The organism is Nocardia sp. NPDC047038 (assembly GCF_040644075.1).
GTDB classification, from domain to species: Bacteria; Actinomycetota; Actinomycetes; order Mycobacteriales; family Mycobacteriaceae; genus Nocardia; species Nocardia sichangensis.
This window is the reverse complement of sequence record NZ_JBEYVQ010000001.1, coordinates 772,410-796,742: the sequence shown is the minus strand read 5'-3', so window position 1 is coordinate 796,742 and position 24,333 is coordinate 772,410. Positions and strand designations below refer to the sequence as shown.

At 69.4% G+C, this 24,333-nt stretch carries 29 protein-coding genes; 10 read left to right on the top strand and 19 right to left on the bottom strand.

What is annotated here, in order from left to right:
* Window positions 1-7: 7 nt before the first annotated feature.
* From ABZ824_RS03870 to ABZ824_RS03850, 5 genes are all read left to right on the top strand, one after another.
* A complete protein-coding gene (locus tag ABZ824_RS03870) occupies window positions 8-688 on the top strand; it encodes an amino acid ABC transporter permease (protein ID WP_355070237.1) in 681 nt (226 codons plus the stop codon).
* Window positions 685-1,587 carry an amino acid ABC transporter permease gene (locus tag ABZ824_RS03865; protein ID WP_356961487.1) on the top strand — a complete coding sequence of 301 codons (903 nt, stop codon included), beginning with the start codon at window positions 685-687 and terminating at the stop codon, window positions 1,585-1,587. Before ABZ824_RS03870 ends, ABZ824_RS03865 begins: the two co-directional genes overlap by 4 nt.
* 200 nt (window positions 1,588-1,787) lie before the next feature.
* Window positions 1,788-3,308 (top strand): NAD(P)/FAD-dependent oxidoreductase, encoded by a 1,521-nt coding sequence (locus ABZ824_RS03860; protein ID WP_356961486.1) that lies wholly within the window; start codon window positions 1,788-1,790, stop codon window positions 3,306-3,308.
* Window positions 3,298-4,245 carry a DMT family transporter gene (locus ABZ824_RS03855; RefSeq protein WP_356961484.1) on the top strand — a complete coding sequence of 316 codons (948 nt, stop codon included), beginning with the start codon at window positions 3,298-3,300 and terminating at the stop codon, window positions 4,243-4,245. The genes ABZ824_RS03860 and ABZ824_RS03855 overlap by 11 nt, the downstream gene beginning before the upstream one ends.
* The gene (locus tag ABZ824_RS03850) at window positions 4,193-4,645 is read left to right on the top strand and encodes a heme-binding protein (protein ID WP_356961482.1); all 453 of its coding nucleotides are present in this window, start codon (window positions 4,193-4,195) and stop codon (window positions 4,643-4,645) included. The genes ABZ824_RS03855 and ABZ824_RS03850 overlap by 53 nt, the downstream gene beginning before the upstream one ends.
* A gap of 483 nt (window positions 4,646-5,128) precedes the next feature.
* Here the strand turns inward: ABZ824_RS03850 and recX are convergent, their stop codons facing one another.
* The 3 genes from recX to ABZ824_RS03835 form a co-directional block, all read right to left on the bottom strand.
* On the bottom strand, window positions 5,129-5,701 hold the full coding sequence (gene recX, locus ABZ824_RS03845; protein ID WP_356962442.1) for a recombination regulator RecX: 573 nt from the start codon (window positions 5,699-5,701) through the stop codon (window positions 5,129-5,131).
* 280 nt (window positions 5,702-5,981) lie between these two features.
* Window positions 5,982-7,025 (bottom strand): recombinase RecA, encoded by a 1,044-nt coding sequence (gene recA, locus ABZ824_RS03840; RefSeq protein WP_039799269.1) that lies wholly within the window; start codon window positions 7,023-7,025, stop codon window positions 5,982-5,984.
* Between the two features lie 170 nt (window positions 7,026-7,195).
* A complete protein-coding gene (locus tag ABZ824_RS03835; RefSeq protein ID WP_355070227.1) occupies window positions 7,196-8,218 on the bottom strand; it encodes an Lrp/AsnC family transcriptional regulator in 1,023 nt (340 codons plus the stop codon).
* Between the two features lie 98 nt (window positions 8,219-8,316).
* On the opposite strand from ABZ824_RS03835, the gene ABZ824_RS03830 reads away from it, so the two are divergent.
* On the top strand, window positions 8,317-9,726 hold the full coding sequence (locus tag ABZ824_RS03830) for an MFS transporter (protein ID WP_356961481.1): 1,410 nt from the start codon (window positions 8,317-8,319) through the stop codon (window positions 9,724-9,726).
* Window positions 9,727-9,794: 68 nt separating this feature from the next.
* Here the strand turns inward: ABZ824_RS03830 and ABZ824_RS03825 are convergent, their stop codons facing one another.
* Genes ABZ824_RS03825 through ABZ824_RS03815 form a run of 3 tightly spaced genes read right to left on the bottom strand, consistent with a single transcriptional unit; the run spans window position 9,795 to window position 11,644 of the window.
* The gene (locus ABZ824_RS03825) at window positions 9,795-10,244 is read right to left on the bottom strand and encodes a nuclear transport factor 2 family protein (protein ID WP_355070223.1); all 450 of its coding nucleotides are present in this window, start codon (window positions 10,242-10,244) and stop codon (window positions 9,795-9,797) included.
* 24 nt (window positions 10,245-10,268) lie between these two features.
* Window positions 10,269-11,153: a pyridoxamine 5'-phosphate oxidase family protein gene (locus ABZ824_RS03820; RefSeq protein ID WP_356961479.1), complete on the bottom strand. Its 885-nt coding sequence runs from the start codon at window positions 11,151-11,153 to the stop codon at window positions 10,269-10,271.
* Between the two features lie 29 nt (window positions 11,154-11,182).
* Entirely contained in the window at window positions 11,183-11,644 is a 462-nt protein-coding gene (locus ABZ824_RS03815; protein ID WP_356961478.1) for a VOC family protein, read from the bottom strand.
* Between the two features lie 154 nt (window positions 11,645-11,798).
* Here ABZ824_RS03815 and ABZ824_RS03810 point away from each other — a divergent pair, with 154 nt between their 5' ends.
* A complete protein-coding gene (locus ABZ824_RS03810; RefSeq protein ID WP_356962441.1) occupies window positions 11,799-12,314 on the top strand; it encodes a CGNR zinc finger domain-containing protein in 516 nt (171 codons plus the stop codon).
* A 1-nt stretch (window position 12,315) separates the two neighbouring features.
* On the opposite strand, the gene ABZ824_RS03805 is transcribed toward ABZ824_RS03810, so the two are convergent.
* From ABZ824_RS03805 to ABZ824_RS03775, 7 genes are all read right to left on the bottom strand, one after another.
* A complete protein-coding gene (locus ABZ824_RS03805; RefSeq protein ID WP_356961477.1) occupies window positions 12,316-13,554 on the bottom strand; it encodes a phosphotransferase in 1,239 nt (412 codons plus the stop codon).
* Window positions 13,551-13,745: a DUF3046 domain-containing protein gene (locus ABZ824_RS03800; RefSeq protein WP_355070215.1), complete on the bottom strand. Its 195-nt coding sequence runs from the start codon at window positions 13,743-13,745 to the stop codon at window positions 13,551-13,553. The genes ABZ824_RS03805 and ABZ824_RS03800 overlap by 4 nt, the downstream gene beginning before the upstream one ends.
* Window positions 13,746-13,809: 64 nt before the next feature.
* Entirely contained in the window at window positions 13,810-14,967 is a 1,158-nt protein-coding gene (locus ABZ824_RS03795) for a nucleotide disphospho-sugar-binding domain-containing protein (protein WP_356961475.1), read from the bottom strand.
* A 59-nt stretch (window positions 14,968-15,026) separates the two neighbouring features.
* Entirely contained in the window at window positions 15,027-15,200 is a 174-nt protein-coding gene (locus ABZ824_RS03790; protein WP_355070211.1) for a hypothetical protein, read from the bottom strand.
* A 231-nt stretch (window positions 15,201-15,431) separates the two neighbouring features.
* The gene (locus ABZ824_RS03785) at window positions 15,432-16,055 is read right to left on the bottom strand and encodes a PRC-barrel domain-containing protein (protein WP_355070209.1); all 624 of its coding nucleotides are present in this window, start codon (window positions 16,053-16,055) and stop codon (window positions 15,432-15,434) included.
* Between the two features lie 79 nt (window positions 16,056-16,134).
* Window positions 16,135-16,302 carry a hypothetical protein gene (locus tag ABZ824_RS03780; protein WP_355070207.1) on the bottom strand — a complete coding sequence of 56 codons (168 nt, stop codon included), beginning with the start codon at window positions 16,300-16,302 and terminating at the stop codon, window positions 16,135-16,137.
* A 166-nt stretch (window positions 16,303-16,468) separates the two neighbouring features.
* Window positions 16,469-17,986, bottom strand: coding sequence for a phosphatase PAP2 family protein (locus ABZ824_RS03775; protein ID WP_356961474.1), 1,518 nt, complete (start codon window positions 17,984-17,986; stop codon window positions 16,469-16,471).
* Between the two features lie 245 nt (window positions 17,987-18,231).
* Between ABZ824_RS03775 and ABZ824_RS03770 the strand changes: the two genes are divergently transcribed.
* Entirely contained in the window at window positions 18,232-18,432 is a 201-nt protein-coding gene (locus tag ABZ824_RS03770; protein WP_067809022.1) for a hypothetical protein, read from the top strand.
* Between the two features lie 10 nt (window positions 18,433-18,442).
* Here the strand turns inward: ABZ824_RS03770 and ABZ824_RS03765 are convergent, their stop codons facing one another.
* The 5 genes from ABZ824_RS03765 to pgsA all read right to left on the bottom strand — a co-directional run bounded on the left by ABZ824_RS03765 (window position 18,443) and on the right by pgsA (window position 22,238).
* Window positions 18,443-19,333, bottom strand: coding sequence for a hypothetical protein (locus ABZ824_RS03765; RefSeq protein ID WP_356961472.1), 891 nt, complete (start codon window positions 19,331-19,333; stop codon window positions 18,443-18,445).
* A 138-nt stretch (window positions 19,334-19,471) separates the two neighbouring features.
* Entirely contained in the window at window positions 19,472-20,293 is an 822-nt protein-coding gene (locus tag ABZ824_RS03760) for a PspA/IM30 family protein (RefSeq protein WP_355070202.1), read from the bottom strand.
* Between the two features lie 199 nt (window positions 20,294-20,492).
* The gene (locus ABZ824_RS03755; protein WP_356961471.1) at window positions 20,493-20,942 is read right to left on the bottom strand and encodes a helix-turn-helix transcriptional regulator; all 450 of its coding nucleotides are present in this window, start codon (window positions 20,940-20,942) and stop codon (window positions 20,493-20,495) included.
* Between the two features lie 112 nt (window positions 20,943-21,054).
* Window positions 21,055-21,582 (bottom strand): nicotinamide-nucleotide amidohydrolase family protein, encoded by a 528-nt coding sequence (locus ABZ824_RS03750; protein ID WP_356961469.1) that lies wholly within the window; start codon window positions 21,580-21,582, stop codon window positions 21,055-21,057.
* Window positions 21,579-22,238 (bottom strand): CDP-diacylglycerol--glycerol-3-phosphate 3-phosphatidyltransferase, encoded by a 660-nt coding sequence (pgsA, locus tag ABZ824_RS03745; RefSeq protein WP_355070196.1) that lies wholly within the window; start codon window positions 22,236-22,238, stop codon window positions 21,579-21,581. Before pgsA ends, ABZ824_RS03750 begins: the two co-directional genes overlap by 4 nt.
* A 142-nt stretch (window positions 22,239-22,380) precedes the next feature.
* On the opposite strand from pgsA, the gene ABZ824_RS03740 reads away from it, so the two are divergent.
* Window positions 22,381-22,947 carry an amino-acid N-acetyltransferase gene (locus tag ABZ824_RS03740; protein WP_355070195.1) on the top strand — a complete coding sequence of 189 codons (567 nt, stop codon included), beginning with the start codon at window positions 22,381-22,383 and terminating at the stop codon, window positions 22,945-22,947.
* Between the two features lie 25 nt (window positions 22,948-22,972).
* Complete coding sequence (locus ABZ824_RS03735) at window positions 22,973-23,257, top strand: YciI family protein (RefSeq protein WP_355070193.1); 285 nt, start codon at window positions 22,973-22,975, stop codon at window positions 23,255-23,257.
* A gap of 4 nt (window positions 23,258-23,261) precedes the next feature.
* On the opposite strand, the gene ABZ824_RS03730 is transcribed toward ABZ824_RS03735, so the two are convergent.
* Window positions 23,262-24,242 (bottom strand): TerC family protein, encoded by a 981-nt coding sequence (locus ABZ824_RS03730; RefSeq protein ID WP_356961467.1) that lies wholly within the window; start codon window positions 24,240-24,242, stop codon window positions 23,262-23,264.
* Window positions 24,243-24,333 lie beyond the last annotated feature (91 nt).

The window sequence follows — 24,333 nt, the reverse complement described above, 5'->3', positions numbered from 1 at the left end:
GTCCACCGTGTTCGACCTGATCTCGAGGTACGACAGCCAAATCCTCGAAGCCTTCTGGGTGACCATCCAGCTGACCGTGCTGTCCGCGGTCGGCGCGCTGATCCTCGGCACCGTCGTCGCGGCGCTGCGCGTGTCCCCCGTGCCGGTCGCCCGCTGGGTCGGCACCGCCTACGTCACCATCTTCCGCAATACTCCGCTCACGCTGATCATCGTGTTCATGTCGCTGGGCCTCTACACGACAATGGGCTGGCGCCTCGCCGGCGAGGGCCCGAACTCGCTGGCCCAGAACAACTTCCGCTTCGCGGTCGTCGGCCTGAGCATCTACACCGCCTCCTTCGTCTGCGAGTCGCTGCGCGCGGGCATCAACACCGTGCCGATGGGCCAGTCCGAGGCGGGCCGCTCGCTCGGATTCGGCTTCCTGCAGAACCTGCGGCTGGTCGTGCTGCCGCAAGCCTTCCGCTCGGTGATCGCCCCGCTGGGCAGCGTGCTGATCGCGCTGACCAAGAACTCCACCATCGCCTCGGCGATCGGCGTCGCCGAAGCGGCGACCCTGATGGCGGAGATGACCGAAACCGAGGCCGCGGTGCTGGCGATCGGCGCGATCTTCGCGCTCGGCTTCGTGATCCTGACCCTGCCGACCGGCCTGTTCTTCGGCTGGCTGGCCAAGAAATACGAGGTGTCCCGATGAGCGCAGGCGCTTCGGTCCTGTTCGACGCGCCGGGCCCGAAGGCGAGGCTGCGCAACAACGTCTACTCGCTGCTGGTCGTGGTCGCCGTGGCCGCGACGGGCTGGGTGCTCTATCGCGGTTTCGCCGACAAGGGGCAATTCACCGCGGAGAAGTGGAAGCCGTTCCTGGAGGCGGAGGTCTGGTCGACCTACCTGCTGCCCGGTCTGCGCGGCACCGTCGTCGCCGCGCTGCTGTCCATCGTGTTCGCGCTGATCATCGGCATGATCTTCGGCGTCTTGCGGCTGTCGGACCATCGCGTGGTGCGCTGGGTCGCGGGCACCGTCGTCGAGGTGGCGCGCGCCATCCCAGTGCTGATCCTGATGATCTTCCTGTTCGCGGTGTACTCCCAGTACGACGTGTTCCAGTCCGAGGATCTCGCGCTCGCCGCGGTGGTCACGGCGCTGACCGTCTACAACGGCTCGGTCATCGCGGAGATCGTGCGCGCGGGCATCCGCTCGCTGCCGAAGGGGCAGACCGAGGCGGCCGTCGCGCTGGGCATGCGCAAGAACCAGCTGATGCGGTTGATCCTGCTGCCGCAGGCGATCACGGCCATGCTGCCCGCGCTGGTCTCACAGATGGTGGTCGCGCTCAAGGACTCGGCGCTGGGCTACCAGATCACCTACGTCGAAATCGTGCGCTCCGGCCAGCAACTCGGCGCGGCCGAACAGAACACGATTCCGGCGCTGATCGTCATCGCGATCGTCATGATCGCGCTCAACAGCGCGCTGACGCTGGTGGCGACCAGGCTGGAACGGCGGCTGCGGGCGCGCAAGCGCGGAAAGGGCGGCGGCGCGGTCCTCGCCGCGGACTCGGTCATCACCGATGCCGCGCCCGGCGTCGACCTCGGCCAGAAGCCCTGAGCCGGACTGCGGAAACCTTGCCGCGCAAGCGAACTGGCTAGCGTGCGGCAATACCGCACGGGTGCCGGAGTGTTGTGCTCGAGCTGAGCGCAACACTCGTGCCCTCGGCGGCGTCCCGTCAATCTCGTAGGCATACGCCGATCCCCGGTATTCGACCGGTGGGACGGTCATCAGCGCGTCATACCTGCGGGAGTTGATCGATGACCAGCCGTACCTCCGACCTTCTCTTCGACGAGTCCTTCTCCTTCCCCGGCGAACTGCGCCACCCCGGGAACGCGGGCCCCGCACGGGTCGCGGTGATCGGCGCGGGCGCGAGCGGTCTGGCCGCCGCCTACGAGCTGCAACGCCACGGTCTGGACGTGACCGTCTACGAGCGCACGGCACGTCCCGGTGGGCGGGTCCGCACCTGGCGGTTCTGGGACGGCACCCACGGTGAACTCGGTGCGATGCGGATCCCGGGCAACCATCACTGCACGCTGCACTACGTCGACGAATTCGGCTTGGCCACCAGGCCTTTCGTCAACGCGAATCCGGATGCGTACTACCTGCTGCGGGGCCGTCGGGTGCGCAGGTCCCAGGTGGAACAGGTGCTGCCCGCCTACCAGCTGGAGGAGGCCGAGCGCACCGACCCGCTACTGGTGCTCGAGCGGCTGCTGCGCGCCGCCTGGCAGGGTCTCGGCGATCATCGGCGCAAGGCCCTGCTGGCCGGTGACGTGGCCGACCCGGAGCTGGACCGGCTCGCGGCGACCTCGCTGTGGCAGTTCACCCGGCAACGCCTCTCGCCGGACGCCTGGGATCTGATCGGGCATGCCAGCGGACTGCTGCACTACGAGCACGCCTCGCTGCTGGAAGTGCTCGTGGATTACTTCGGGTTGTTCAATGTCGACCAACTGGAGCTGGTGGACGGCACCGATGCGCTCATCCGCGGTTTCACCGACGCGCTGCGCCCGGGCAGCCTGCGGCTGGCCACCCGCATCACCGAACTGCACGTCACCGGCGACGGCGTGCGGTTGCGCGGCGAGCGGCACGGCGCGGCGTTCACCGACGAAGTCGACTTCGTGATCTGCGCGGTACCCGCGCCCGGCCTGGATCAGATCGACATCTCCCCCGCGCTGCCCGCGCCCCAGCGGCAGGCGATCCGCGGCATCAGTTACGCCAGCAGCACGAAGACCCTCGTCCACGTCCGTGCGCGGCACTGGGAGCACGTCGACGGGATCTTCGGCGGCGGCAGCTTCACCGATCTGCCGATCCAGCAGGTGTGGTACCCGTCCGACAACGCCCGGCTCGCCCCCGAGTCGGCCCGCTGGAGTGCGGCGGATCCCGAGCGCTCGCACGCACCGGCCGTGCTCACCGCGGCCTACCTGTGGGAGAACAACGCCCGGCGGTTCGCGGCGCTGCCCGAGAGCGACCGCACCAGAATCGTGCTCGCCTCGCTCGAACAGCTGCATCCCGGCCTGACCGCCGTCGTCGACGACGTCGTGCACTGGGCTTGGGACGAGCAGGTCGGCATCGGCGGCGGGGCGTTCGCCTACCTGGCGCCGGGACAGCACGCGCGCTACCTCGCGGAAATCGGCGCACCGCATCCGCATCCGGCGCCGCGGGTGTTCTTCGCAGGCGAGCATCTCTCGGTCGCGCACGCCTGGATCCAAGGCGCGCTGCAATCGGCGCTGGAGTCGGTCCGCCACGTGCTGGATCAGGTGAGCGTGCCGCGTGCGGCTTGATCGCGCGACCTGGGTGCTCGCCTCGGTGAGCACCGTGTGGGGCGCCAGCTACACGGTCACCGGCTGGGGTCTGCGCGAACTGGACGTGGTGACCTTCAACGCGATCCGCTTCGCCGCGGCCGCGCCACTGCTGCTGGTCCTCGCGTGCGCCGTGGAGGGCAGGCCCGCCATCGCGCGCCGGTGGTGGCCGCGGCTGGCGCTGTCGGCCGCGCTCGGCATCGTGGCGTATCAGCTGGCCTTCAGCGCCGCGGTGGCGCTCACCACGGTCACCGAGTCCGCCATCCTGATCGCTTTGTCGCCGTTCTGGACCGCGCTGCTCGCGCGGCTGAGCGGTGAGCCCGTCCGCGCCGCCGTGCTGATCGGCGCGTGCGTGGCGATGGCAGGCGTGGTCCTGGTCGTCCTCGGCCGCGAGGCGGGCCACGCGGCGCCGAACCGCGCGCTCGGGGATCTGGCCGCTTTGGTCGCGTCCGCGCTGTGGGGCGCCTACCCGGTCGTCACCCGCCCCCTGCTGGTCGATCACAGCCCCCTGCGGGTGACGGCGTGGGCCTCGGTGATCGGCGCCGCGGTACTGCTGCCCGCGGCATCCGCACTGGCACCGCCGCGCGATGCGCCGAGACTTTCCGGAACAACCCTGGTATCACTGGCCTTTTCCGTGCTGGCCGTGACCATTTACGGCCTCGTGGCGTGGTACTGGGGCGTGCGGCGGGTGGGGTCGGCGCAAACGATGGTCTTCATGTTCGCGGTGCCGGTGGCGGCGGCGGTGTTCGCCGTCGCGGCCGGCACAGAACGCGTCACCTGGCCGCAGGTCGCCGGTGCGGGGCTCGTGCTCGCGGCATTGACCTGTAGCCAACGCAATCCGAAAGTCCTCGACACAGGAGTAGGAAATGACGGTTACCACGACCTCGATCACGCTGGAACGCGCGACGCTCATCGTTAGCGAAGCGCTGGCCTACGGCGCCGCGCACGGGTTCGACCCGCTCACGGTGGCGGTTCTGGATCCCGGCGGACATCTCGTCGCGTTACAACGCCAGGACGGCTCCGGCATCCTGCGACCACAGATCGCGATCGCCAAGGCCTGGGGCGTGCTCGGCCTCGGCGTCTCCAACCGCGAGATCGCCCGCCGCGCGGCGGCCGCGCCGACCTTCTTCACGTCGGTGGCCGCGCTCGCCGAAGGGCACATCCTCGATGTCCCCGGCGGTGTCTTCATCCGGGACTCGGCGGGCGGGATTCTCGGCGCGGTCGGTTCGACTGGGGCCGCGACTTCCTTGGAGGACGAACGCGCCGCCGTGGCGGGTATCGAGGCCGCCGGTCTATCCGCCGATACAGGAGAGGTGTAGACCGACGATGCCGCACCCGAAACCCGCGCAGCGTTGCACCTCCGCCGCGGCGGTACGAAGGGTACAGACCTCGACCGCCGCGGGCCGGGCCCCGATCGGCTGTCCGAGCAGCGACAATCAGCAAACCGATCGAAAACGCCGTAGTCGCCCGCGTTTTCGCTAGCACGGCGGCTGCGCCGGGCCGTACCCCGAGCAGTAGCCGCACACCGACCATCCGTATCCCGCACAGCCGACCGGCGTGGAGCGCAGTTGTGAGCGGGATAGGGCTTCCCCCACCGGGCCGGATCCGGTCCGCGCCAACCGTACGCGCCCCCCTGCACGACCGCGCATGGCTTCGCAGCGGTGACCAGGTGCCGATTCCGGTGAGATCGGTACCGCCGACGAACTCCCACCAACTCGCGCGGTTCGACTGCCGCCGGTATACGACAACGCCTCGACCTGATGAAGCACGGCTCCCGATCGCCGGGAGCCGCATGGGCGAGTTCAGTCGATGGTCTCGTCGAGGTCGCCCTCGAACCCCTGATCGGCCAGTTCGGCCTTGACCACCCGATACGCCGTGGACTGACCGTAGCCACGGCGGGCGAGCATGCCGACGAGGCGGCGAATCATCTTGTCCCGGTCCAGATCTCGCGGCAGAGAGCGCAATTTGCGGCGGACCAGCTCGGCGGCGCGGGTTTCCTCGTCGTCGGTGGTGATGGCATCGAGGGCGGCCACGGCATCCGATTGCGCGACGCCCTTGCGCCGAAGTTCTTGCGCGAGCGCCTGCTTGCCTTTACCGGAGAAGGTGTGCCGGGAGTGCACCCATTGCTCGGCGAAGGCGGCGTCGTCGACGAGACCCACTTCGCCGAGGCGATCGAGCGCCCGTTCGCTCACTTCGGCCGAGTACCCCTTGGCGGCCAGACGCTGAGCCAGCTCGGCACGGCTGCGGGCGCGAACGGCGAGCAATCGGAGACACGCCTCCTTCGCCTGTTCGACCGTTCCGGCTTCGGATCCGGCCGCTCCCGGATCGGCCGTTGGTCCTTCGGTGAGACCGGAGTCGGCCGAGGGCGAGCCGATACGCGCCCGCGCACCCCGGGGACCACGACGGGACCCAGCCGGGCGCGCCCGCTGCGGATCGGACGCGCCCGGCCGAGTTCCCATGGTGTCCGGCGCAACCGAACCACCTTCGGCCCTCCGGACGAGCTCGGCGTCCTGTCCGCGGGACCGGGCACCGTCTGGCGGACCGGAAGCGGACAAGAGTTCTTCCAGCCGACGCCGCATCTCCTGCACCGCGTCGGCCCGTGGCCGCCCGGAATCGGCCGGAGCCGTTCCGGGCGAGCGACGGCTGTGCGTCGGCTCAGAAATCGGCGGGCACCTCCGCGGCCGCATCGGCCGTCACGTCGGCGCCGATGCCGAGCTTCTCCTTGATCTTCTTCTCGATCTCGTCGCGGACGTCGACGTTCTCCAGCAGGAACTTGCGGGCGTTCTCCTTGCCCTGGCCGAGCTGATCGCCCTCGTAGGTGTACCAGGAGCCGGACTTGCGGATGAAGCCCTGCTCGACACCCATGTCGATGAGCGAGCCCTCCTTGGAGATGCCGTGCCCGTAGAGAATGTCGAACTCGGCCTGCTTGAACGGCGGGGAGACCTTGTTCTTCACGACCTTCACGCGGGTGCGGTTGCCCACCGCGTCGCTGCCGTCCTTGAGCGTCTCGATGCGCCGCACGTCCAGGCGCACCGACGCGTAGAACTTCAACGCCTTGCCGCCGGTGGTGGTCTCCGGCGAGCCGAACATCACGCCGATCTTCTCGCGCAGCTGGTTGATGAAGATCGCGGTGGTGCCGGAATTGTTCAGCGCGCTGGTCATCTTGCGCAGCGCCTGGCTCATCAGGCGGGCCTGCAGACCGACGTGGCTGTCGCCCATCTCGCCCTCGATCTCGGCGCGCGGCACCAGCGCGGCCACCGAGTCGATGACGATGATGTCGATGGCGCCGGAGCGCACCAGCATGTCGGCGATCTCCAGCGCCTGCTCACCCGTGTCGGGCTGGGAGACCAGCAGGGCGTCGGTGTCGACGCCCAGCTTGCGGGCATAGTCCGGATCGAGCGCGTGCTCGGCGTCGATGAACGCCGCCACGCCGCCCGCGGCCTGCGCGTTGGCCACCGCGTGCAGCGCCACGGTGGTCTTACCCGAGGATTCCGGGCCGTAGATCTCGACGATGCGGCCGCGCGGCAGGCCGCCGATGCCCAGCGCCACGTCGAGCGCGATCGAGCCGGTGGGGATCACCGAGATGGGCTGGCGCGCCTCCTCGCCGAGGCGCATGACGGCGCCCTTGCCGAAGCTCTTCTCCACCTGGGCCAGCGCGAGTTCGAGCGCCTTGTCCCGGTCGTACGCCTGTGGTGCCATGGTCCTGCTCCCCTTTTCGACGGGTAAGTCTCGTTCTGTGGTTGGCGCCTACAGTAGAGCGCGGCACCGACAAGTTCTGGCGACCAGCCTAGACGAACAGGTGTTCGAGTCAAGCGACGCGCCCGGCGCGCAGCGCACCGCTCGCGCCCTCTCCGGCGAACGCCGCGCGATCAGCGCACCAGGGCGATCCGGTCGGTGTCCAGCAGCGTCTGCGCCTGTTTGAGCACGCGCAGGGAAGGCGTCACTTCCACGTCGGTGATCCCGTCCAGCGCGCCGAGGCGCTCGGTCACGTACCGGTAGAGATCCGCGGTGTCGCGGCAGATGATCGAAGCGAACACATTGGACGGCCCGGTGGTGGCGGCGACGAACACGATCTCCTGGTGCGTCGCCAGCGCGCGCCCCACCGCGTCCAGATCGGCGGGCCGCACGCGCAGCCAGAGCGCGCCGCGCACGCCGTAGCCCATCCGCTCGATCGCGAAATCGACGTCGAAGTACAGCACGCCCGCCGCGGTCAGCTCGGCCATGCGCCGCGCGACTCGCGGCGCTGTCCACCCGGTTTCGGCCGCGAGCTGGGCGTACGGAGCGCGCCCGTCCCGGCCGAGCAGCGTGAGCATCGCCTCGTCGGCAGCCGAAAGGTGCACCGGTGCGTCCGGTCCCGCGTCCGCGGTCCGGGGCCGGGCGGGGCCGAGTGCGTCGAGCTGGGCGGCGGTGAGCAGGTGCCGATAGCGCGGCCACTCCTCGTCGAGCGGAAAACGATGGATGACCTCGTACGCGGTCAGCGCCAGCACTTGCGGGGCGCGCGGCAGGATCTGCAACAGCAGCGCGTCGCGCCGCTCGATCGAGCGCGGCCTGCCCACGCAGGTCACCTCGGAGCCGGTGGACAGCAGGGTCACCCAGCTCAGATCCGGGAATCGGGACAGGGATTCGGCCAGCCGCAGCGCTTTGTCCGGTGTCGATTTCAAGCGCAGCACCCAGCGCGCGTGACCGAGCGGCGCCGCGTTCACCTGTCCGGCCACGTGCAGGATGCCGCATTGCCGCAACGCGCGGTAACGCCGCGCCACCGTCTGCTCGGAGACGCCGAGAGCGCCGCCCAGCCGGGCGAACGGCATCCGGGCGTCGTGAACCAGCGCGTGCACGATCTGTTTGTCCAGGACATCCAGATCGGAAGATTCCCTAGGGCCATCGTCGCGCACAGGAGGAATCTAACGCAATTGCCGCTGTGGCTAGGGGGATCCGTCCGATTACCGCACGCTTGGCGTCGAAATCATTCGAATCCGCCGTGGAGGCTCCCGTGAGGAAATGGCTCCCCCTGTTCGCCGCGTGCCTCGGCACGCTGATGCTGCTCATCGACGTCACCATCGTGAACGTCGCCCTGCCGGATATCGCCGCCGATCTGGACACCGGATTGTCCGGCTTGCAGTGGGTGGTGGACGGCTACGCCTTGGCGCTGGCGGCGCTGCTGCTGGTGCTCGGCTCGCTCGCCGATCGGGTCGGCGCGAAGCACGCCTACCTGGCCGGACTGGTCGTCTTCGCGATCGCGTCGCTCGGGTGCGGCGTCGCCGAGAACGCGGCGGCCCTCGTCGCGGCGCGGGCGTTGCAAGGCGTCGGCGGCGCGGCCATGTTCGCCACCACGCTGTCGCTGCTGCACGCCACCTACACCGGCCGTGACCGCGGCGTCGCCTTCGGCGTCTGGGGCGCGGTGTCCGGCGCGGCGGCGGGCATCGGAGTGGTGCTCGGCGGCGTGCTCACCGAGGCGTTGTCGTGGCGCTGGATCTTCTTCGTCAACCTGCCCGTCGCCGTGCTGGCGATCGGGCTGACCGCCACCGTGTTCCCGCCCGTCCAGCGGCGCGTGGGCCGAGCGGTGGATGTGCCGGGCATGCTGACCTTCGCGACCGCGGCGACGGCGGTCACCTACGGTGTCATCCGCGGCGGCGAGCACGGCTGGACGGACGCGGCCGCGGTGACGGCGTTCGCGCTGGGCGCTGCCGCGACCGCGATCTTCGGCTGGGTCGAAGCGCGCGGCGCCGCACCGATGTTCCCCTTGGCACTGCTGCGCAACCGCGATTTCGGCGCGACCCTGTTCGGCGCGTCCGGACAGACGTTCGCCGCGTTCGCGAGCACTCCTCTGGTCTCGCTGTGGCTGCAACAGCAACTGCACATGTCGCCCCTGCACGCGGGTCTGGCGATGCTCCCGATGGCCGCGACCGCGTTCGTGGTGGCGGGCGCCTTCGGTCGGCTGCTGCACGATGTCGCGCCGAAATGGACCATCGGCGCGGGGTTGGTGGTGGTCGGCCTGGGCAGTTGGCTGCTGATGAGCGTCGGCGCCGAGTCCTCCTGGGTCGCGCTGATCCCGGGATTCGTGGTGATCGGCATCGGGATCGGCGTCAACGCGCCCGCGCTGGTCTCGGTCGGCATGGCGGCGGTCGCCCCGGAGCAAGCGGGCACCGCCGCGGGTGCGGTGAACACTGCCCGGCAGCTGGGCCTAGCGCTCGGCGTCGCGGTGCTCGGCACCGTCTTCCGCGGGGTGGCCGACGCCGCGCAGCCGATGACGTCGCCGCACTTCGTCGCCGGGCTCGACGCGGCGTTCGGCATCGCGGCGGCGGTGGGCATCGGATTCGGACTGGTCGCGTTCGGACTGTTCCACCGGAAGCGCGCGGACGCCGGATCGCCCGAAGCCGAGCGGCAGGCCCTCGCCGCCTGATCGCGATCCGGCACGAAGAGACGGCGGCGTCCCGGACGGGCGCCGCCGTTTCCCGTGCCCCGGCGGCCCTAACGCTGCGGCAGCACCGACTCGTCACCAGGCTCGCGTGGCCCGAAGATGCGCCGCTCGGATTCCCCGATCGGGACATCGTTGATGCTGGCCTCACGCCGGGACATCAGCCCGTCCGGCGCGAACTCCCATTGCTCGTTGCCGTAGCTGCGGAACCACCGGCCGGACTCGTCGTGCCATTCGTACTGGAACCGCACGGCGATGCGGTTGCCGTGGAAGGCCCATAGATCCTTGCGCAGCGCGTAGCCGTTCTCGATGGACCACTTCCTGGTGAGGAACTCGACGATGGCGTCACGGCCGGTGAAGAACTCGTCGCGATTGCGCCACACCGAATCTTCGGTGTACGCGGCGGCGACCCGTTCGGGATCGCGCGTGTTCCAGGCGTTTTCCGCAGCCCGCACCTTGGCTTCGGCGGATTCCGCGTCGAACGGGGGTAGCGGAGGTCGCATGGGACAACTCCTTTTCTCGAAGTTTCAGGGATTCACGGGAGAAAGTTCGGCAGGGCCCCATCGCAGCGCTCCCGTGGATCGCTCGACCACCTCTTCGATGGTGAAATCGAGGGAGCACTGCGCGCCCGCCGTGAAGGTCTCGGCTGCCCAGACCAACTCGGCCGTGCCGGTGAGCTGCAACGTGGCGCCCGTGGACCAGTCCGGGATCAGGATCCCGCAGCGGGGGTTGACCGCGAGGTTACCGAGCGTCATGAACATCGAATTGCCCCGATAGTCCGGCCAGCGCAGCCGCGTGGGCGAGAGCACTTGCAGGAAGCCGGGATTCCCGCCGCGATGCGAGGCGTCGGCGTTGCCTTCCTCGTCCGCAGTCGCGACGAAGAACGTGTCGGCCGAGGCGATCGCGGACCGCTGCTCGGCATCCAATTCGGCACCGCGACGCACCGCGGGCGTCGTAGCGCCGGGCGAGTAGCTCGCGACGTCCCGCCGCGAGATGTACTTGGGACAATTCGAGTACACCTGATCGGTGACGATGCGCAAGCCCGCGTCCTCCGGCGCGGACCTCCCATTGACGCGCATCCGCCTGCGCCGCTGCGGTTGCAGGGCGATCATGCCGACGCGAGACCGGCGGGTCAGCGCTTCGTGCAGCGGGTCGGCGGCAGCGGGCATGGTGCCGATCGAAATGGTCCGGTCGTCCACCGCTCGGACGAATCCCGGCTGCCCGACCAGCTCGCTCGCCCACAGCCTGCCCGCCGCGTCGGCGGCGGCGAGCACCACCATCCGCTGTTCGGCCAGGAAATCGGCCGCGACCGCGGGGATATCGGCGCGGATCATGCGACCGACCCGTCCGGCGATGTCCGCCTGCCCCATCCGGCGCTGCACGGCGACCTCCCCGCGGTGGAACGCCTCCATCGCGATACTCCCTTCGCTACGCGGCCGGATCAGAAGAAGCCGCAGGTCGGTGCCGCACCGCTGGGCGCGGGAGCAGATTCCGCGCCACTGGGCGCGTACACCTCCAGCCGGATGCCGTCGGGATCGGTGAAGAAGATCCCACCGGAGGCGACGCCCTCGCCGTGCGCCACCACGCCGTCGTGGGCGAAGGCGACCGAGAGTTCACGCAGCACCCGTTCCACCGCGCGTACCTCGTCGATGCTGTCGACCTGGAACGAAAGATGATGCAGCCCCGGCGTTTCGGTGGAGAACGCGCCGCCGCTCTGCTGCCACAGGGTGACCACCAGCTTGCCGTCGCGACCGAGGAAGGCCCAGCGGCGCTGCTCGTCGGCGCTCGCGGCGAGCTGTTCGAAACCAAGGGCCCGGCGGTAGAAGTCCACCGAACGATCCAGATCCGAGACGTTCAGGCCGATGTGCCCGGTGCTGAGCTGAGGCGCGGCAACCGTGGTCATGAGTTCCTCCTCGGAAGATTCAACCGCCTTATGCGGTTTCACTGGTTAGAACGTACCGACCCGGGAACAATGGTGTCAACCATCTAAATAATTTTCAACGGTTATAAAGGAGGTGACGGCCGTGGACGACGGCGCCCACTCGGTACCCTCGGGCATGCCCGATCCACGCCCCCACCTCGGTGAACCCCTGGCGCTCGATCTGCTGAACACGAGATGGATCGAGCACGGACCACAGGACCTGCTCACCGATGTCACCGGCCTGCACACCTGGCTGGCGTCGGCGGGCCTCACCGATCGCGCGACCGCCGACGAAGCCACCCTGAACGCGGTGCTGACCGCCCGGACCGCCATCTACGACGTGGTGGTGCACGCTTCCCCCGCCGGACTCAACGACGTGCTGGAACACGGCCGCGTCCGCCGCGCGCTCACCGCGTCCGGGCCCGCCGACCTGGTGGACGTCCCGGAGCAAGCTTGGTTGCCCGGCTGGCTGGCTGCCGACAATCTGCTGGAGCTGCTGCGCACCGCACCCGATCGGATCCGCCAATGCGCGCATCCGGAGTGCGTGCTGTTCTTCTACGACACCTCGAAGAACGGAACCCGCCGCTGGCACTCCATGGCCACCTGCGGCAACCGCACCAAAGCGGCGCGGCACTACGCGCGAAAACCCTGACTCAGAACAACTCGTCGAGCAGCCGGTAATACGTCAAGCGGCTCTCGTCCGGCTCGGCCAGTCCGTAGGCCGCGAAGAAGGCCGTCACCTCCGCTTCGCCGAAATCCGCGCGCAGGTCGCGGACGGCGAGCGCCAGATCACGGTAACGGTCGGAAACACCGAGCCCGCCGACATCGAGGAGGACGCCGTTCGCCAGCACGTTCGGCGGGGTGAAATCACCGTGCGCCACCACCAGATCCTCATGCTCCGGCCGCTGTGCCAGCAGCCGCTCGAGGATCTCCGCGGGGGTGGACTCGGCGTTGTCGTCGTCGAAATCGTCCGCGTCTACGAGACCTTCGACCACGTTGCGGCGCGCCCGCGCCAGCACGACGTCCAGGCGTCCGTCGAACGGGCACTCGGCGACCGGAATGCTGTGCAGCCGGCGCAACAGCGCGCCGAGCACGGCGCCGATCGAGGCCGCGTGAGCGCCGCCGGAGCCCGCCGACAAGCTGGGCGCGCCCACGTCCGCGAGCACCAGCACGTCGTCCTCGAACGCCGTCACCTCCGGCACGGCGATCCCGCGCTCACGCAGCCAGGTGAGCCGCCGATACTCGGCGACGGCGTTCGGACCGCGTTTGAGCCAGTAGACGCCGTCGACGCGCACCACGCCACCGCTCATGCCCTCGTGCTCGTCCGACCAGCTCGGCACCTCGCCGAACAGCGCCGCGACGGTGGGCGGCAACGGAATCGGCAGCTCGCCCAGCGTGTCCAGCGCGGTGCGGGTGGCTTCGATCTCCTCGGGATCGCCCTCGGCCACGCGCAGCCGCATCGCCTCGGCCAGCAGTTCGCGCGCCTCGGCCAGGTGGTTCCGTTCGGCGAGCGCCTTGCCCAGGTGCTGCACGGCGAACGAGAGCACCTCCGGCGCGGCTACCCGCGCGTGTTCCACGGCGCGGCGGTACAACGTCTCCGCGGTGCCCGCGTCGCCGCGATAGCGGTAGACGTCGCCCAAGTTGATCCACACGGTGATCCGGCGCCGCTCCGTGTCCACCAGTTCGAGCGCGCGATCGAGGTGGTCGAGCGCCTCGTCGTAGCGGCCGAGCAGCATCAACTCGATGCCGGTCTGCCGGTAGCTCGCGAAGTCGTCGGGGTGTGCCTGCGCCACCCGGACCGCCAAACGTTCCGGGTCGTGCGGGATCATCCGCTGCCGCTCGTCGAACCGGTACAGCGGCTCGTCGCGCTCCACCTGCCCGGGGGCGCTCACCAGCGCGTCCTCGGCACGTCGAATTCGGCGCACAGGGCGCGCCAGACGTCGCGGGGATCGGTTCCGGCCTCGATGGCGGCGGCGCCGGTGCGCCCGCCCAACGCCGGGATCACGTGGTCGGTCAGCAGGGCGTCGCCGCGGGCCACACCGAACTCGGTGTGCAACAGTTCCTGAAACTCGGTCAACCGCACCGTCCCGAACTTACTCCCGTCCCGCGCGTTCGCTGGTCAGGGGCACGCCCGGCACCCGCTCCGGTCAGGGTTGGACGGCGTAACAGACCTGGTGGCACAGGGCGACCGGGTCCGGGAAATCGCGCGTGGCGGCGGCCTCCCTCGCCGCCCGGGTGTAGCGCGGGTCGGCGAGGATCGCACCGACCGCGGCACGGACGGCCTCGGGTGAAAGCGGCCGGACGACGATCGAACTACCTTGTCGCGCCGCGCGATTGGCCAGCTCCCACTGGTCGCCGCCGCCGGGAACGGTGACGATCGGGACGCCGGCGGACAGCGTTTTGGCGAGCAGGCCGTGACCGCCGCCGCCGACGACGACGGACGCGTGGGTCAGCAGTTCGTCCTGCCGCCCCAACCCCGCCGTGGCCCATGGCGGAAGATCGGCGGGCGGCGTGTCCAGCATCGAAATGACCACGCGGACACCGGTTCCCTCCAACGCCCGCAGGACGGTCTCGGCCATGCCCGCCACACCGGTGTGCGCGGTCGAGGGGGCGACCATGACCAGCGGCGCGTCCCCGGGCGGCAGGTCCAGGATCGCGTCGGTCGGCTCCCACAGCAGCGGGCCGATCACGTGGGCGGATTCCGGCCAGTCGGGGCGCGGTACCTCGAGCGCGGGCAGGGTGGCGATCAGGCGCGCGGCGGGCCCGGGATCGACCGCAGGCAGGCCGACGCTCTCGCGCGCCCGCTCCCGCTGGCGACGCCCGCTCCGCAGCGCGCGTGCGGTCATGCCGCGCAGTACGCCGTCGCGCACCCGACCGCGCAGACCCGAACCGGGCGCGAGCCCGCTTCCGATGGGCGGCAACCCTTTCGACGGCAGGTACAGCGGATGCGGGGACAGCTCAACCCAGGGGACGCCGAGCCGTTCCGCGGCCATGCCGCCGCCCGCGGTCAGCACGTCGGAGATCACCAGTTCGGGCAGCATGGCGCTCAATTCGGGCAGGATCTCGGTAGAGATGTGCGCGGCCCGCTCGTGGATGCGCTGCCCGGCGTCGGCGTCGTCGTCCACCGGTCGCGGCGCCAGGCCTTTCAGTCTGCGCACCCCGATTCCGGCGGCGAGCGCGGCGTCGAACCACCGCGGACCGGTGAACAGGACCGGCTCGTCACCGGCGGCCAGGAATTTCGAGCACAACGCGATAGCGGGGAACGCGTGACCGGGATCGGGCCCTGCGACGACGGCTACTCGCATCCGCCTAGCCTGCCACACCCCCTTCGGGGTCGATCACACCCGCATCGCGGCACCGCTCGCTACAGCTTGCTCACCGTCGACTTGTCCGAGCCCGAGACCGCCTTGTACAGCAGGTACAGCCCGAACACGATGGCGCTGATCACCAGGATGGGGAACAGGCCTTTGATCAGCGCGCCGATGACGGCCAGCGCGATCCAGACGACCGCGACGATGCCGATGATCTTCCACAACATTTCGATGCCTCCAAGAAGTCGGTTTCCGCTTCGAGCATGGCACTTGGATCAGCGGAAATCACCAGGTGGGGAGGCATTTCGGGGTGTAAATCAGGGTTCCCCCTTAGGCCGGCGCCCCGCTTGTCGCGCGGCGATCGGGGTTTCGCCGCCGACCGAAGATCTCCCGTCCCGAACACGCCACGATGGTGTGCGCGTCGGAGGACGCGCACACCATCGTCGAGGACGAGCCGATCAGCGGGGCTCGGCGTCCGGCAACTCGCCGGCCAGAGGATCGTCGTGCGGCATGCCATCCGGTTCCCGCATACCGAGATCGGCAGTGTCGACCGCGTAGGGGTCGACCATCGGATCCAGGCCCATGCGCGACCGATCGCCGGACGCCGGCATCCGCAACGTCTCCTCGTCCGGACCCGTATTGTTCCGCATACGCGCGGTGGCGACGCCTCCCGGCTCCCCGGTCCGCCGCTCCGGCGGGCGGGTCATCGCGGGGCGGGTGCGCGGCGGCTGCGGCACCGGCTGCCTGCCGTAGACATCCCAGGCGGACTGATCCGGATCGATCTGATAATGGTCGAACAGTTCCTGCTCGGCCTGTGGGCTGATCTGCCCGTTGTGGTCCAGCTGCGGCGAGGCCTTGACCGCGTCCTTACCGACTCGCACCTGCAACACGGCCGCCTCGGGGCGATGCTCGGCGCCCGCAAGCGGGACCAACGCGTCGGCGCTGAACAGACCGGTGGATACCGCGATCCAGGTGGGCGATCCGGAATTGTTGTCGACGTAGACCCGTTTGACCTTGCCGATCTTCTCGCCTTCGGGGCCGTACACCGAGCTGCCGATGAGCGTTTCCAGCATTTCAGTCATGGGTTCCTCCGCAGTTCGTCCGTGCGATGCGCAGCTCGACAGAACGCGGCTGTCCACCGCGCGTGCTGGGAAAAGCAGTTCAATCGCTGGTGGGTCGATCCGTGACGTCGGGGCTCGCGACGACGCGCTGCGTTCTGCGCGACAGCCGCACCGGGTCCTCGGCGCTGTCACACGTCAGATACCGGCTGACGTCCAGCCGCTGCGTGTCCTGGTCGAGCAGCGATCGACGGTAGGAAACATCGAGCATGACGTGCTCCTGCCAGTAGTGCATGTGCCCGGCCCCAGACGAGACCGGAAATGATCAGCTACATGATGGCAACTACCCGTGCATTCCTCGACCAAACCAGGCTCAGTACCCAATTCGCCGACACGCCGCGCCAGAAGCGACGACACAGCTATCTGATAGCTATTCGTTATGTATTTCGCTGCGAGTTCCCCGCGCGCCCACGCTTGATCAGCATCAGCGCCGACGGTCCGCTGGTGAATCGGAAGTCCTTGCCGCGATGGTCGACCTCGCCATCGGTGGCCAGCGACACCGCCTCCTCGGCGACCCGTACATCCACGCGGGAAACCCTGCGGTGCCGATAGGTGGGTGAATACTCCAGCGTGCCGGTGAACGTCGCGAAGACCAGCCGCAGCCGCGAGAACGGGACATCGGCGCGCAAGTAACGGACATCGAGGGTGCCGCCGCGCAACTCCGGACGCGACATGGGGATCTGGTCGGCCGGGTGGTAGGTGCCGTTGCCCACGAACAGCATCCAGAGCGCGGTGTGGGCGCCATCGACGGTGACGTGCAGCGGCTGGGCGCGGAACAGCACGCGCACCATGGCGATTCCCGCCGCGGGCCATTTGCCGATCCGCCGTTCCCAGCGCTCGCGAACACGGACGAAATCGGGATAGCCGCCGAGACTGGCGGTGTTCACGAAGGTGCGCTGCTCGGCGCCGTCCAAACAGACACCCGCCACGTCGACCCGCACCGCTTCGCCCGCTTCCAGCCCGGCGACGGTCACGTCGGTCCGCTCCACTCCGGCGTCCCTGGCGAAGTGGTTCAGCGTGCCACCCGCGAATACCGCCAGCGGCAACCGGTGACGGACCGCGTACTCCGCGACGGCCGACACCGTTCCGTCCCCGCCGACGACGCCGAGAGCGCGGAGATCGTCGCGCCTCATTAGTTCGTCGACCCGCTCCTCGAAATCGTCGCCGCCCAGTTCCAGCACCTCGGCGGCGGGCAGTCGCTCACGCAGGTCGGCGAGCGCGTCGTCGCCATCGCCCGGTCCCGCGTGCGGATTGCCGATCAGCAGCAATCCGGCGCCCTTCGGCAGCGGGTCGATGTGTTCGACCGGACCGAGCGCGGCGGGTTCGTCGTCGCGCACCGCCCACCACCGCCGAGTGACCAGTGCGACCGCACTACCGAACAGCGCGCCCGCGACCACATCGGAGGGCCAGTGCACGCCGATGTGCACACGCGAATATCCCACCGCGGCGGCGACCGGGGCCACCGCGACAGCCGCCGCGGGCGATTCCAGCGCCAAGCCCGTCACGAAGGCCGCGGCGGAGGCCGCGTGCCCGGAGGGGAACGATGACGAGACCGGCGGCGCGACCAGCCTGCGCACGAACGGAACGGATTCGTCCGGCGGACGACGGCGCGGGAACAGCGGCTTGGCCACACCGTTGGCCACGCCGCTGGCGATGCTCAGCGCGAGCAACCCGCGCACCGCGCCGCGCCGGGCCGAGCGATCTCCGGCGACGAACAGGACCGCCCCGAGCGCCATCCACAAGCGACTCTTGTCGGCGGCGGTGCTCAATGCCTTCAACGCCCGGTCCGCCGGAGTCGCACGCACGCGCGCACTGCGGCCGACCAGCCAGCGATCCAGGCTGCTCGTCATTCCGATCACCCCACCGTCGCGTTCGCGAGTCGAGAGAAACCGCATCGCCGCAGCCTACCGACCGCTCGAGCGCCGCGCCCACACGACCGCTCCATGCGGACGCGAGCGCTCAGGCGTGCGCCGGATCCCCCGGCGCGGTCGAGACCGATGCGACTTCAGTGCACGGATGTACTCTGATCTTCAACGCCAAACGGCGCTGCGCGACAACAGGGAAGGGATGATCCAATGACGCAGACACCCCAATCAGCACACAGTCATGCACTGAATCTCCTCTGACGGCCGGGACCCCGATGGAACAGACGAACGAGCTGGCACAGGAACTCGCGGCCGCGGCCCGGCGGCACGGTTCGGCGATCGCGGGAATCGTCGGATCGGCCGCCCGCAAAGCCTCGTGGGAAGTGCTCGACCTCATGGCCGAGAGCCGCGAACTCGTCGGCGCGGCGTTTCGGGCCAGGGCCGAGGAACTTCGCCGCCGGGACCGGCCGAGCTGACCGGCCCGGATCAGATCGGTGGCCGCGGCGACGCGGGCACCGATTTGTCGGCCACCTCGATGAGGGCCTGCGCCCATCCGTCCAGCCGGTCGGAGGCGTGGCGCAGATCCGCCACGATGGTGTCGAAGTTGTGCCGCATCACGGTGGTCTCCGGCACCGCGAGTATCCGGCCCGCCGCGGCCACCACCTGCTCGTACTCCGTGACGCCCGCGTCGAGCCTGGCCAGGATCAGCCGCAGGTTCTCGGTGAGCGCCAGCGCCGCGGGCGAATTCGCGCTTCCGATGGCCCCGAGCCCCTGTTCCATCGCCGTGATGTCGGCAGCCAGCGCATGGAGCGCCGCCGCGCCCGACGCGGCGGTCTCGAGCATGTCGGCCAGTTCGTCCGGGGGCAGCCGATGCGAGCGGGCGATCTGAACGCCCAAGCCGTGCAAGGCCTTCTCCGCGCGCACCAGACGCGCGATAGACGGCCGGGCGTTCGACCATACCGGTGGCTGCTTACGCGGGAGGAACGCCGCATGCGGCAGCGGCGCTCCCCGCAGTCGCAGATAGCGACGAGTGCTCAGCGCCGCGCCGGTGACCAGTGCCACCGCGCCGCCGCCGACCACGACCACGGCCCACACCGGCGCCGAAAGGGCGACGAGGCCAACGGTTCCCACTGTGGTGAGGCCGGACACCGTGCCAAGCTGGAAGGTGCGGCGGCGGGCCCTGCGGCGGCGGCGCAGCTCCCGCTCCCGTGGATCGGCCCAGCGCCGCACGGCGACGAGCGCGTTCTCACCGACTTCGCGAAGACTGTCCGGCAGGCTGCCCGGCTGTGGCGCGAGCGCGGCTTGGGCCCGGATCATCGCCGTCCCGCGCAGGCGCCGCGTTTCGGGCCGACGCTCGCGAAATGCACTGCCGCTCATACCTTCTCTCCCACCGGTTGCACACATCGGACAGACCGGGACCCGACTCGGCCGACGGCCGGCCGGTCGGGTCCCCACGCCTTGTCCTCCAGTGAACCAGCCCCCACCGACACGTGTTCGCCGAACACCCGGAGGCGGCTACTGCTGCGCGGCCTGTCCCTTGTTCATCTGCGGCTGTGCCGAACCGGCCTGTGCCGGATTGATGGCGGGCTGGGCGCCACCGGCGGGCAACTGGTCCCCGCGCATGGACGCGCGGATCTGCTCCAGTTTGCTGTGCCCGGCCATCTGGATGCTGGCCTGCTGCACCTCGAGCATGCGGCCCTGCACCGAATTCTGCGCGAGTTCCGCTGCGCCCAGCGCGTTGGCGTAGCGGCGCTCGATCTTCTCGCGCACCGCGTCCAGGCTCGGCGTGCTGCCGGGCGCCGACAGCGTCGAATCCATCTGCTGCAGCGAGGCGGAGACCTGCTCCTGCATCTTGGCCTGCTCCAGCTGGCTGAGCAGCTTGGTGCGCTCGGCGACCTTCTGCTGCAACAGCATCGCGTTCTGCTCCACGGCCTTCTTCGCCTGGGCGGCCGCCTGCAGCGACTGGTCGTGCAGGACCTTCAGGTCCTCGACGGACTGCTCGGCGGTGACCAGTTGCGCGGCGAACGCCTCGGCGGCGTTGGTGTACTGGATCGCCTTCTCGGTGTCGCCCGCCGCGGTGGCCTGATCGGCCAGCAGGACGGCCTGACGTGCGTTGGCGTTGAGCTTCTCGACCTCGTCCAGCTGCCGGTTCAGCTTCATCTCCAGCTGACGCTGGTTGCCGATGACCGAGGCGGCCTGCTGCGAAAGGGCCTGGTGCTGCCGCTGGGCTTCCTCGATAGCCTGCTGAATCTGGACCTTCGGATCCGCGTGCTCCTCGATCTTCGCGTCGAAGAGGGCCATCAGGTATTTCCAGGCCTTGACGAACGGATTAGCCATCGATTGATCCCGCCTCCATCTGACATGCCGCGCTCCGGCGCGACTCCAGTGCGCGACCGTCACGCACCCGATATGTGCCTATCCTCCACCATGTGGCACCAGGGCCGGGCGAACCCGGCCCAACCGACGCCTACGGAGAATCTATCCGCTTTCCGCACCGGCCCGCAGCGTTGCCGCCATGGCCGCAACTCGTCGCCGGTCACGCACCTTTCACCAGGACCAACATGTCCGATCGCGGAGCCGGGATGACGATCCGGGTGTCCTCCGCCAGCGGCAGCGGCCGCGCCGCGGCGTCGGCCGATATGGTTGCCGCCGCGGACGCGGACTCGGCCTGTGCGGCGGGCTCGGCCGCCGTCCGCTCCGGCTCGGCCGCGGCGGCCGCGGCCTCGTCCGCGGGCGCGCCGGCCGTCGCCGCGTCGACACCGGCCATGATCGTGCTCACATCCCACAGCACCCGCGACAGCGGGACGTCCAGCGCTTCGCAGATGGCGGCAAGCAGTTCGCTGGAGGCCTCCTTGCGACCCCGCTCGACTTCGGAGAGATAGCCGAGACTCACGCGCGCCGATGTCGACACCTCGCGCAAGGTCCGGCTCTGGGCGAGACGCGCACGCCGCAGACTGTCCCCGATCGCCTCTCGCAGCAGCGTCATCTCGTTCTCCTTCGCTCCCGGTCGCGGGGCCGACGCGATCGCCGACCCCACGCATGCCGTTCTTTCTGGCACAACGTCGGAACCGGGGTGGATGGTTCCCGCCGGAAGCACCTCAGCCGCTCCGCCCGACGCGGTCGGCCGGGTCCGTGCCCGCCTCCCGCACACACCGCAGCAATTCCGCCACCGCCGTGCGCGTCGCACCGATTCTGATCGTCCACCGGTCGCCGGGGAGTTTCAACCGCATCACTTCGGTGTGCCCGGGACCGGCCAGTCCGAGGAAGACCGTGCCGACCGGGTGCCCGTCCTGGGAATCGGGGCCCGCCACGCCGGTCAGCCCCACGCCCCAGTCCGCGCCGCAGCGCGTGCGCGCGCCGACGGCCAGCTGTTCGGCGGTGCTCGCCGCCACCGGGCCTTCGGCCGCGAGGACCTCCGCGTCGACGCCCGCGAGGCTGTGCTTGAGGTCAGTGGCGTAGACCACCAACCCGCCGCGCAGCACGGCACTGGCGCCCGGTACCCCGGCGATGGTCGCGGCGAGCAGACCCGCGGTCAGCGATTCCGCGGTGGCTACCGTTTGCCGCACAGTCACCAGCGCACGAACGAGATCGATGGCGGGCACGTCGGCGACCAGCGGATCGCTCATGCGCCGCGGTTCCGCCCCGGGCCGCCCGCGAACCACACCCGGGCCGCCTGACCGACGTAGTCGAGGCCGGTGGCCACGGTCAGCGCGACCGCCACATACATCAGCAGCATGCCGATACCGGCGACCCAGCCCGACAGCGGCAGCAAGAGCATGGCGATGGCCACCGACTGGACCAGTGTTTTGAGCTTTCCCCCGCGCCCTGCGGGAATGACTCCGCGCCGCACGACGATCAGACGCAGCAGTGTGACGCCGATCTCCCGGCCGCAGATCACCAACGTGATCCACCAGGCCAGGTCGCCGAGCACGGACAAGCCGATCACCGCGGACCCGATCAGCGCCTTGTCCGCGATGGGATCGGCCAGTTTGCCGAAATCGGTCACCAACCCGTATTTGCGAGCCAATTGCCCGTCGAACCGGTCGGTGATCGCGGCGATGCCGAACAGCGCCGCGGCGGCGATCCGCCAACCGGTCTGGTGACCATCTCCGGCGAACAGCGCGACGACGAACAGCGGCACGATCGCGATGCGCAACATGGTGAGCACGTTCGCGATGTTCAGCAGCGGAGGGCCGCTCTCGGCCTGCGCGGGCGCGAAGCCGGGACGGACCGGGGCGGGCGCGCTCCAGGGGCGGTCCGTCTCGTCGGGTTGCACGCTCATGCCATCGCCTCACCGGCGATCGGCTCGCTCACGGCCGCCTCGTCGGACCGCCGCGCCGCCCGGCGCGATGCGGTGAGTTGGACGAGTGGATCTGCGGCACACGTTCAGACTATCGGTAGCCGAGCCGACTACTGTGCACCCCATGACCTCTCGGGGACCACTAGGTGGTTCGACCAGCGACGCGTATCCGGGCGCGGCTTCGGCCGCGCAGAGCTCCCTCCCGGTCGTCCGACGCGCGCGAACCTCCGACGTGCCCGAGATCAAACGCCTCGTCGACGTCTACGCCGGCCGCATCCTGCTGGAGAAGAACCTGGTCACCCTCTACGAGGCGGTGCAGGAATTCTGGGTCGCCGAACTCGACGGCCGCGTGGTCGGCTGCGGGGCGCTGCACGTGCTGTGGGCCGATCTCGGGGAGGTGCGCACGGTCGCGGTGCATCCCGACGTCAAGGGCAGCGGTGTGGGCAAGCTCATCGTGCAACGTCTCGTCGCGGTGGCGCGCGAGCTCGAGCTGGAACGGCTGTTCGTGCTGACCTTCGAGGTGGAGTTCTTCGGCAGGCACGGCTTCGTCGAGATCGACGGCACGCCGGTCACCGCCGAGGTGTACGCCGAGATGTGTCGCTCTTACGACACCGGCGTGGCCGAGTTCCTCGACTTGAGCTATGTGAAGCCGAACACTCTCGGCAATACTCGGATGCTGCTGACGCTCTGAGCCCAACCCACAGGAAGCGATACCCGTGCCGATCTTTGCCGTCCACTACGCCTATTCCGAGGCCACCGCCGCAGACCGCGACGTCCACCGACCCGAGCACCGAGCCTGGCTGGCCGGGCTGCTCGAGTCGGGCACCCTGCTGAGCAGCGGTCCGTACCCGGACGGGTCCGGAGCGCTGCTGCTCTTCCGCTCGCCGGACGCGGGACAGCTGAAGGACCTGCTCGCCCAGGACCCGTTCGCCCGCGCGAACCTCATCGACGAGGTCCGCGCCGTGGAATGGGCTCCCGTCTTCGGCGCCTTCGCGCCCTGAGCGGCTACCGGTCCGCTCGGACCCGCGTACGGAGCAGGCTGGCGACCGTCGCGACCACCAGGATGACCAGGATCACACCCAGCGAGACCGACGTGGAGATCTCCGGGACCGCGACGTGCTCGCCGCCGTTGACGAACGGCAACGTGTTCTCGTGCAGGGCGTGCAGCACCAGCTTCATGCCGATGAACGCCAGGATCGCCGCCAGCCCGTAGGACAGGTACACCAGCCGGTCGAGCAATCCGCCGATCAGGAAGTACAGCTGCCGCAGGCCCATGAGCGCGAACGCGTTCGCGGTGAAGACCAGGTACGGCTGCTCGGTCAGTCCGTAGATGGCCGGGATGGAATCCAGCGCGAAGAGCAGGTCGGCGAACCCGATGGCCAGTAGCGCCAGCAACAACGGCGTGACCACCCGGCGTCCGTCCACCCTGGTCACCAGCTTGTCGCCGTCGTATTCATCGGTGGTCGGCAGGACCCGCTTGGCCAGCGCGACGATCCGGCTGTCTCGTTTCTCCTCGACCTCGACCTCATGGCCGCTCTCGCGCAACAGCTTGATCGCGGTGTAGACGAGGAACATGCCGAACAGGTAGAACACCCAGCTGAACGCGCCGATCGCGGCCGCGCCGACGGCGATGAACGCGCCGCGCATGGCCAGGGCGAGCACGATGCCGATCAGCAGCACCTTCTGCTGGTAGATCCGCGGCACCGCGAAGGTGGACATGATGATCAGGAAGACGAACAGATTGTCGACCGAGAGCGCTTTCTCGGTGACGAAACCCGCGTAGTACTCCCCGGCGTAGGTCGAACCCCACTGCCAGGCGACCACGCCGCCGAACAGCAGCGCCAGCCCGATGTAGACCCCGGACCAGAAGCCGGATTCCCGGAACGTCGGCTCGTGCGGAGTGCGCACGTGGGCGTAGAAGTCGAAGACGAACAGGCCGAGGATCACTACGACGGTGATCCCCCATTCGAGTGCGGTTACGTGCATGCGGCGTGCCGATCGAAGAACATGATGTCCATAATGCCCGATTTGTCCGTTGCTGCGCGATAGCGAGGTGATTGCCGACCATAATTCCACA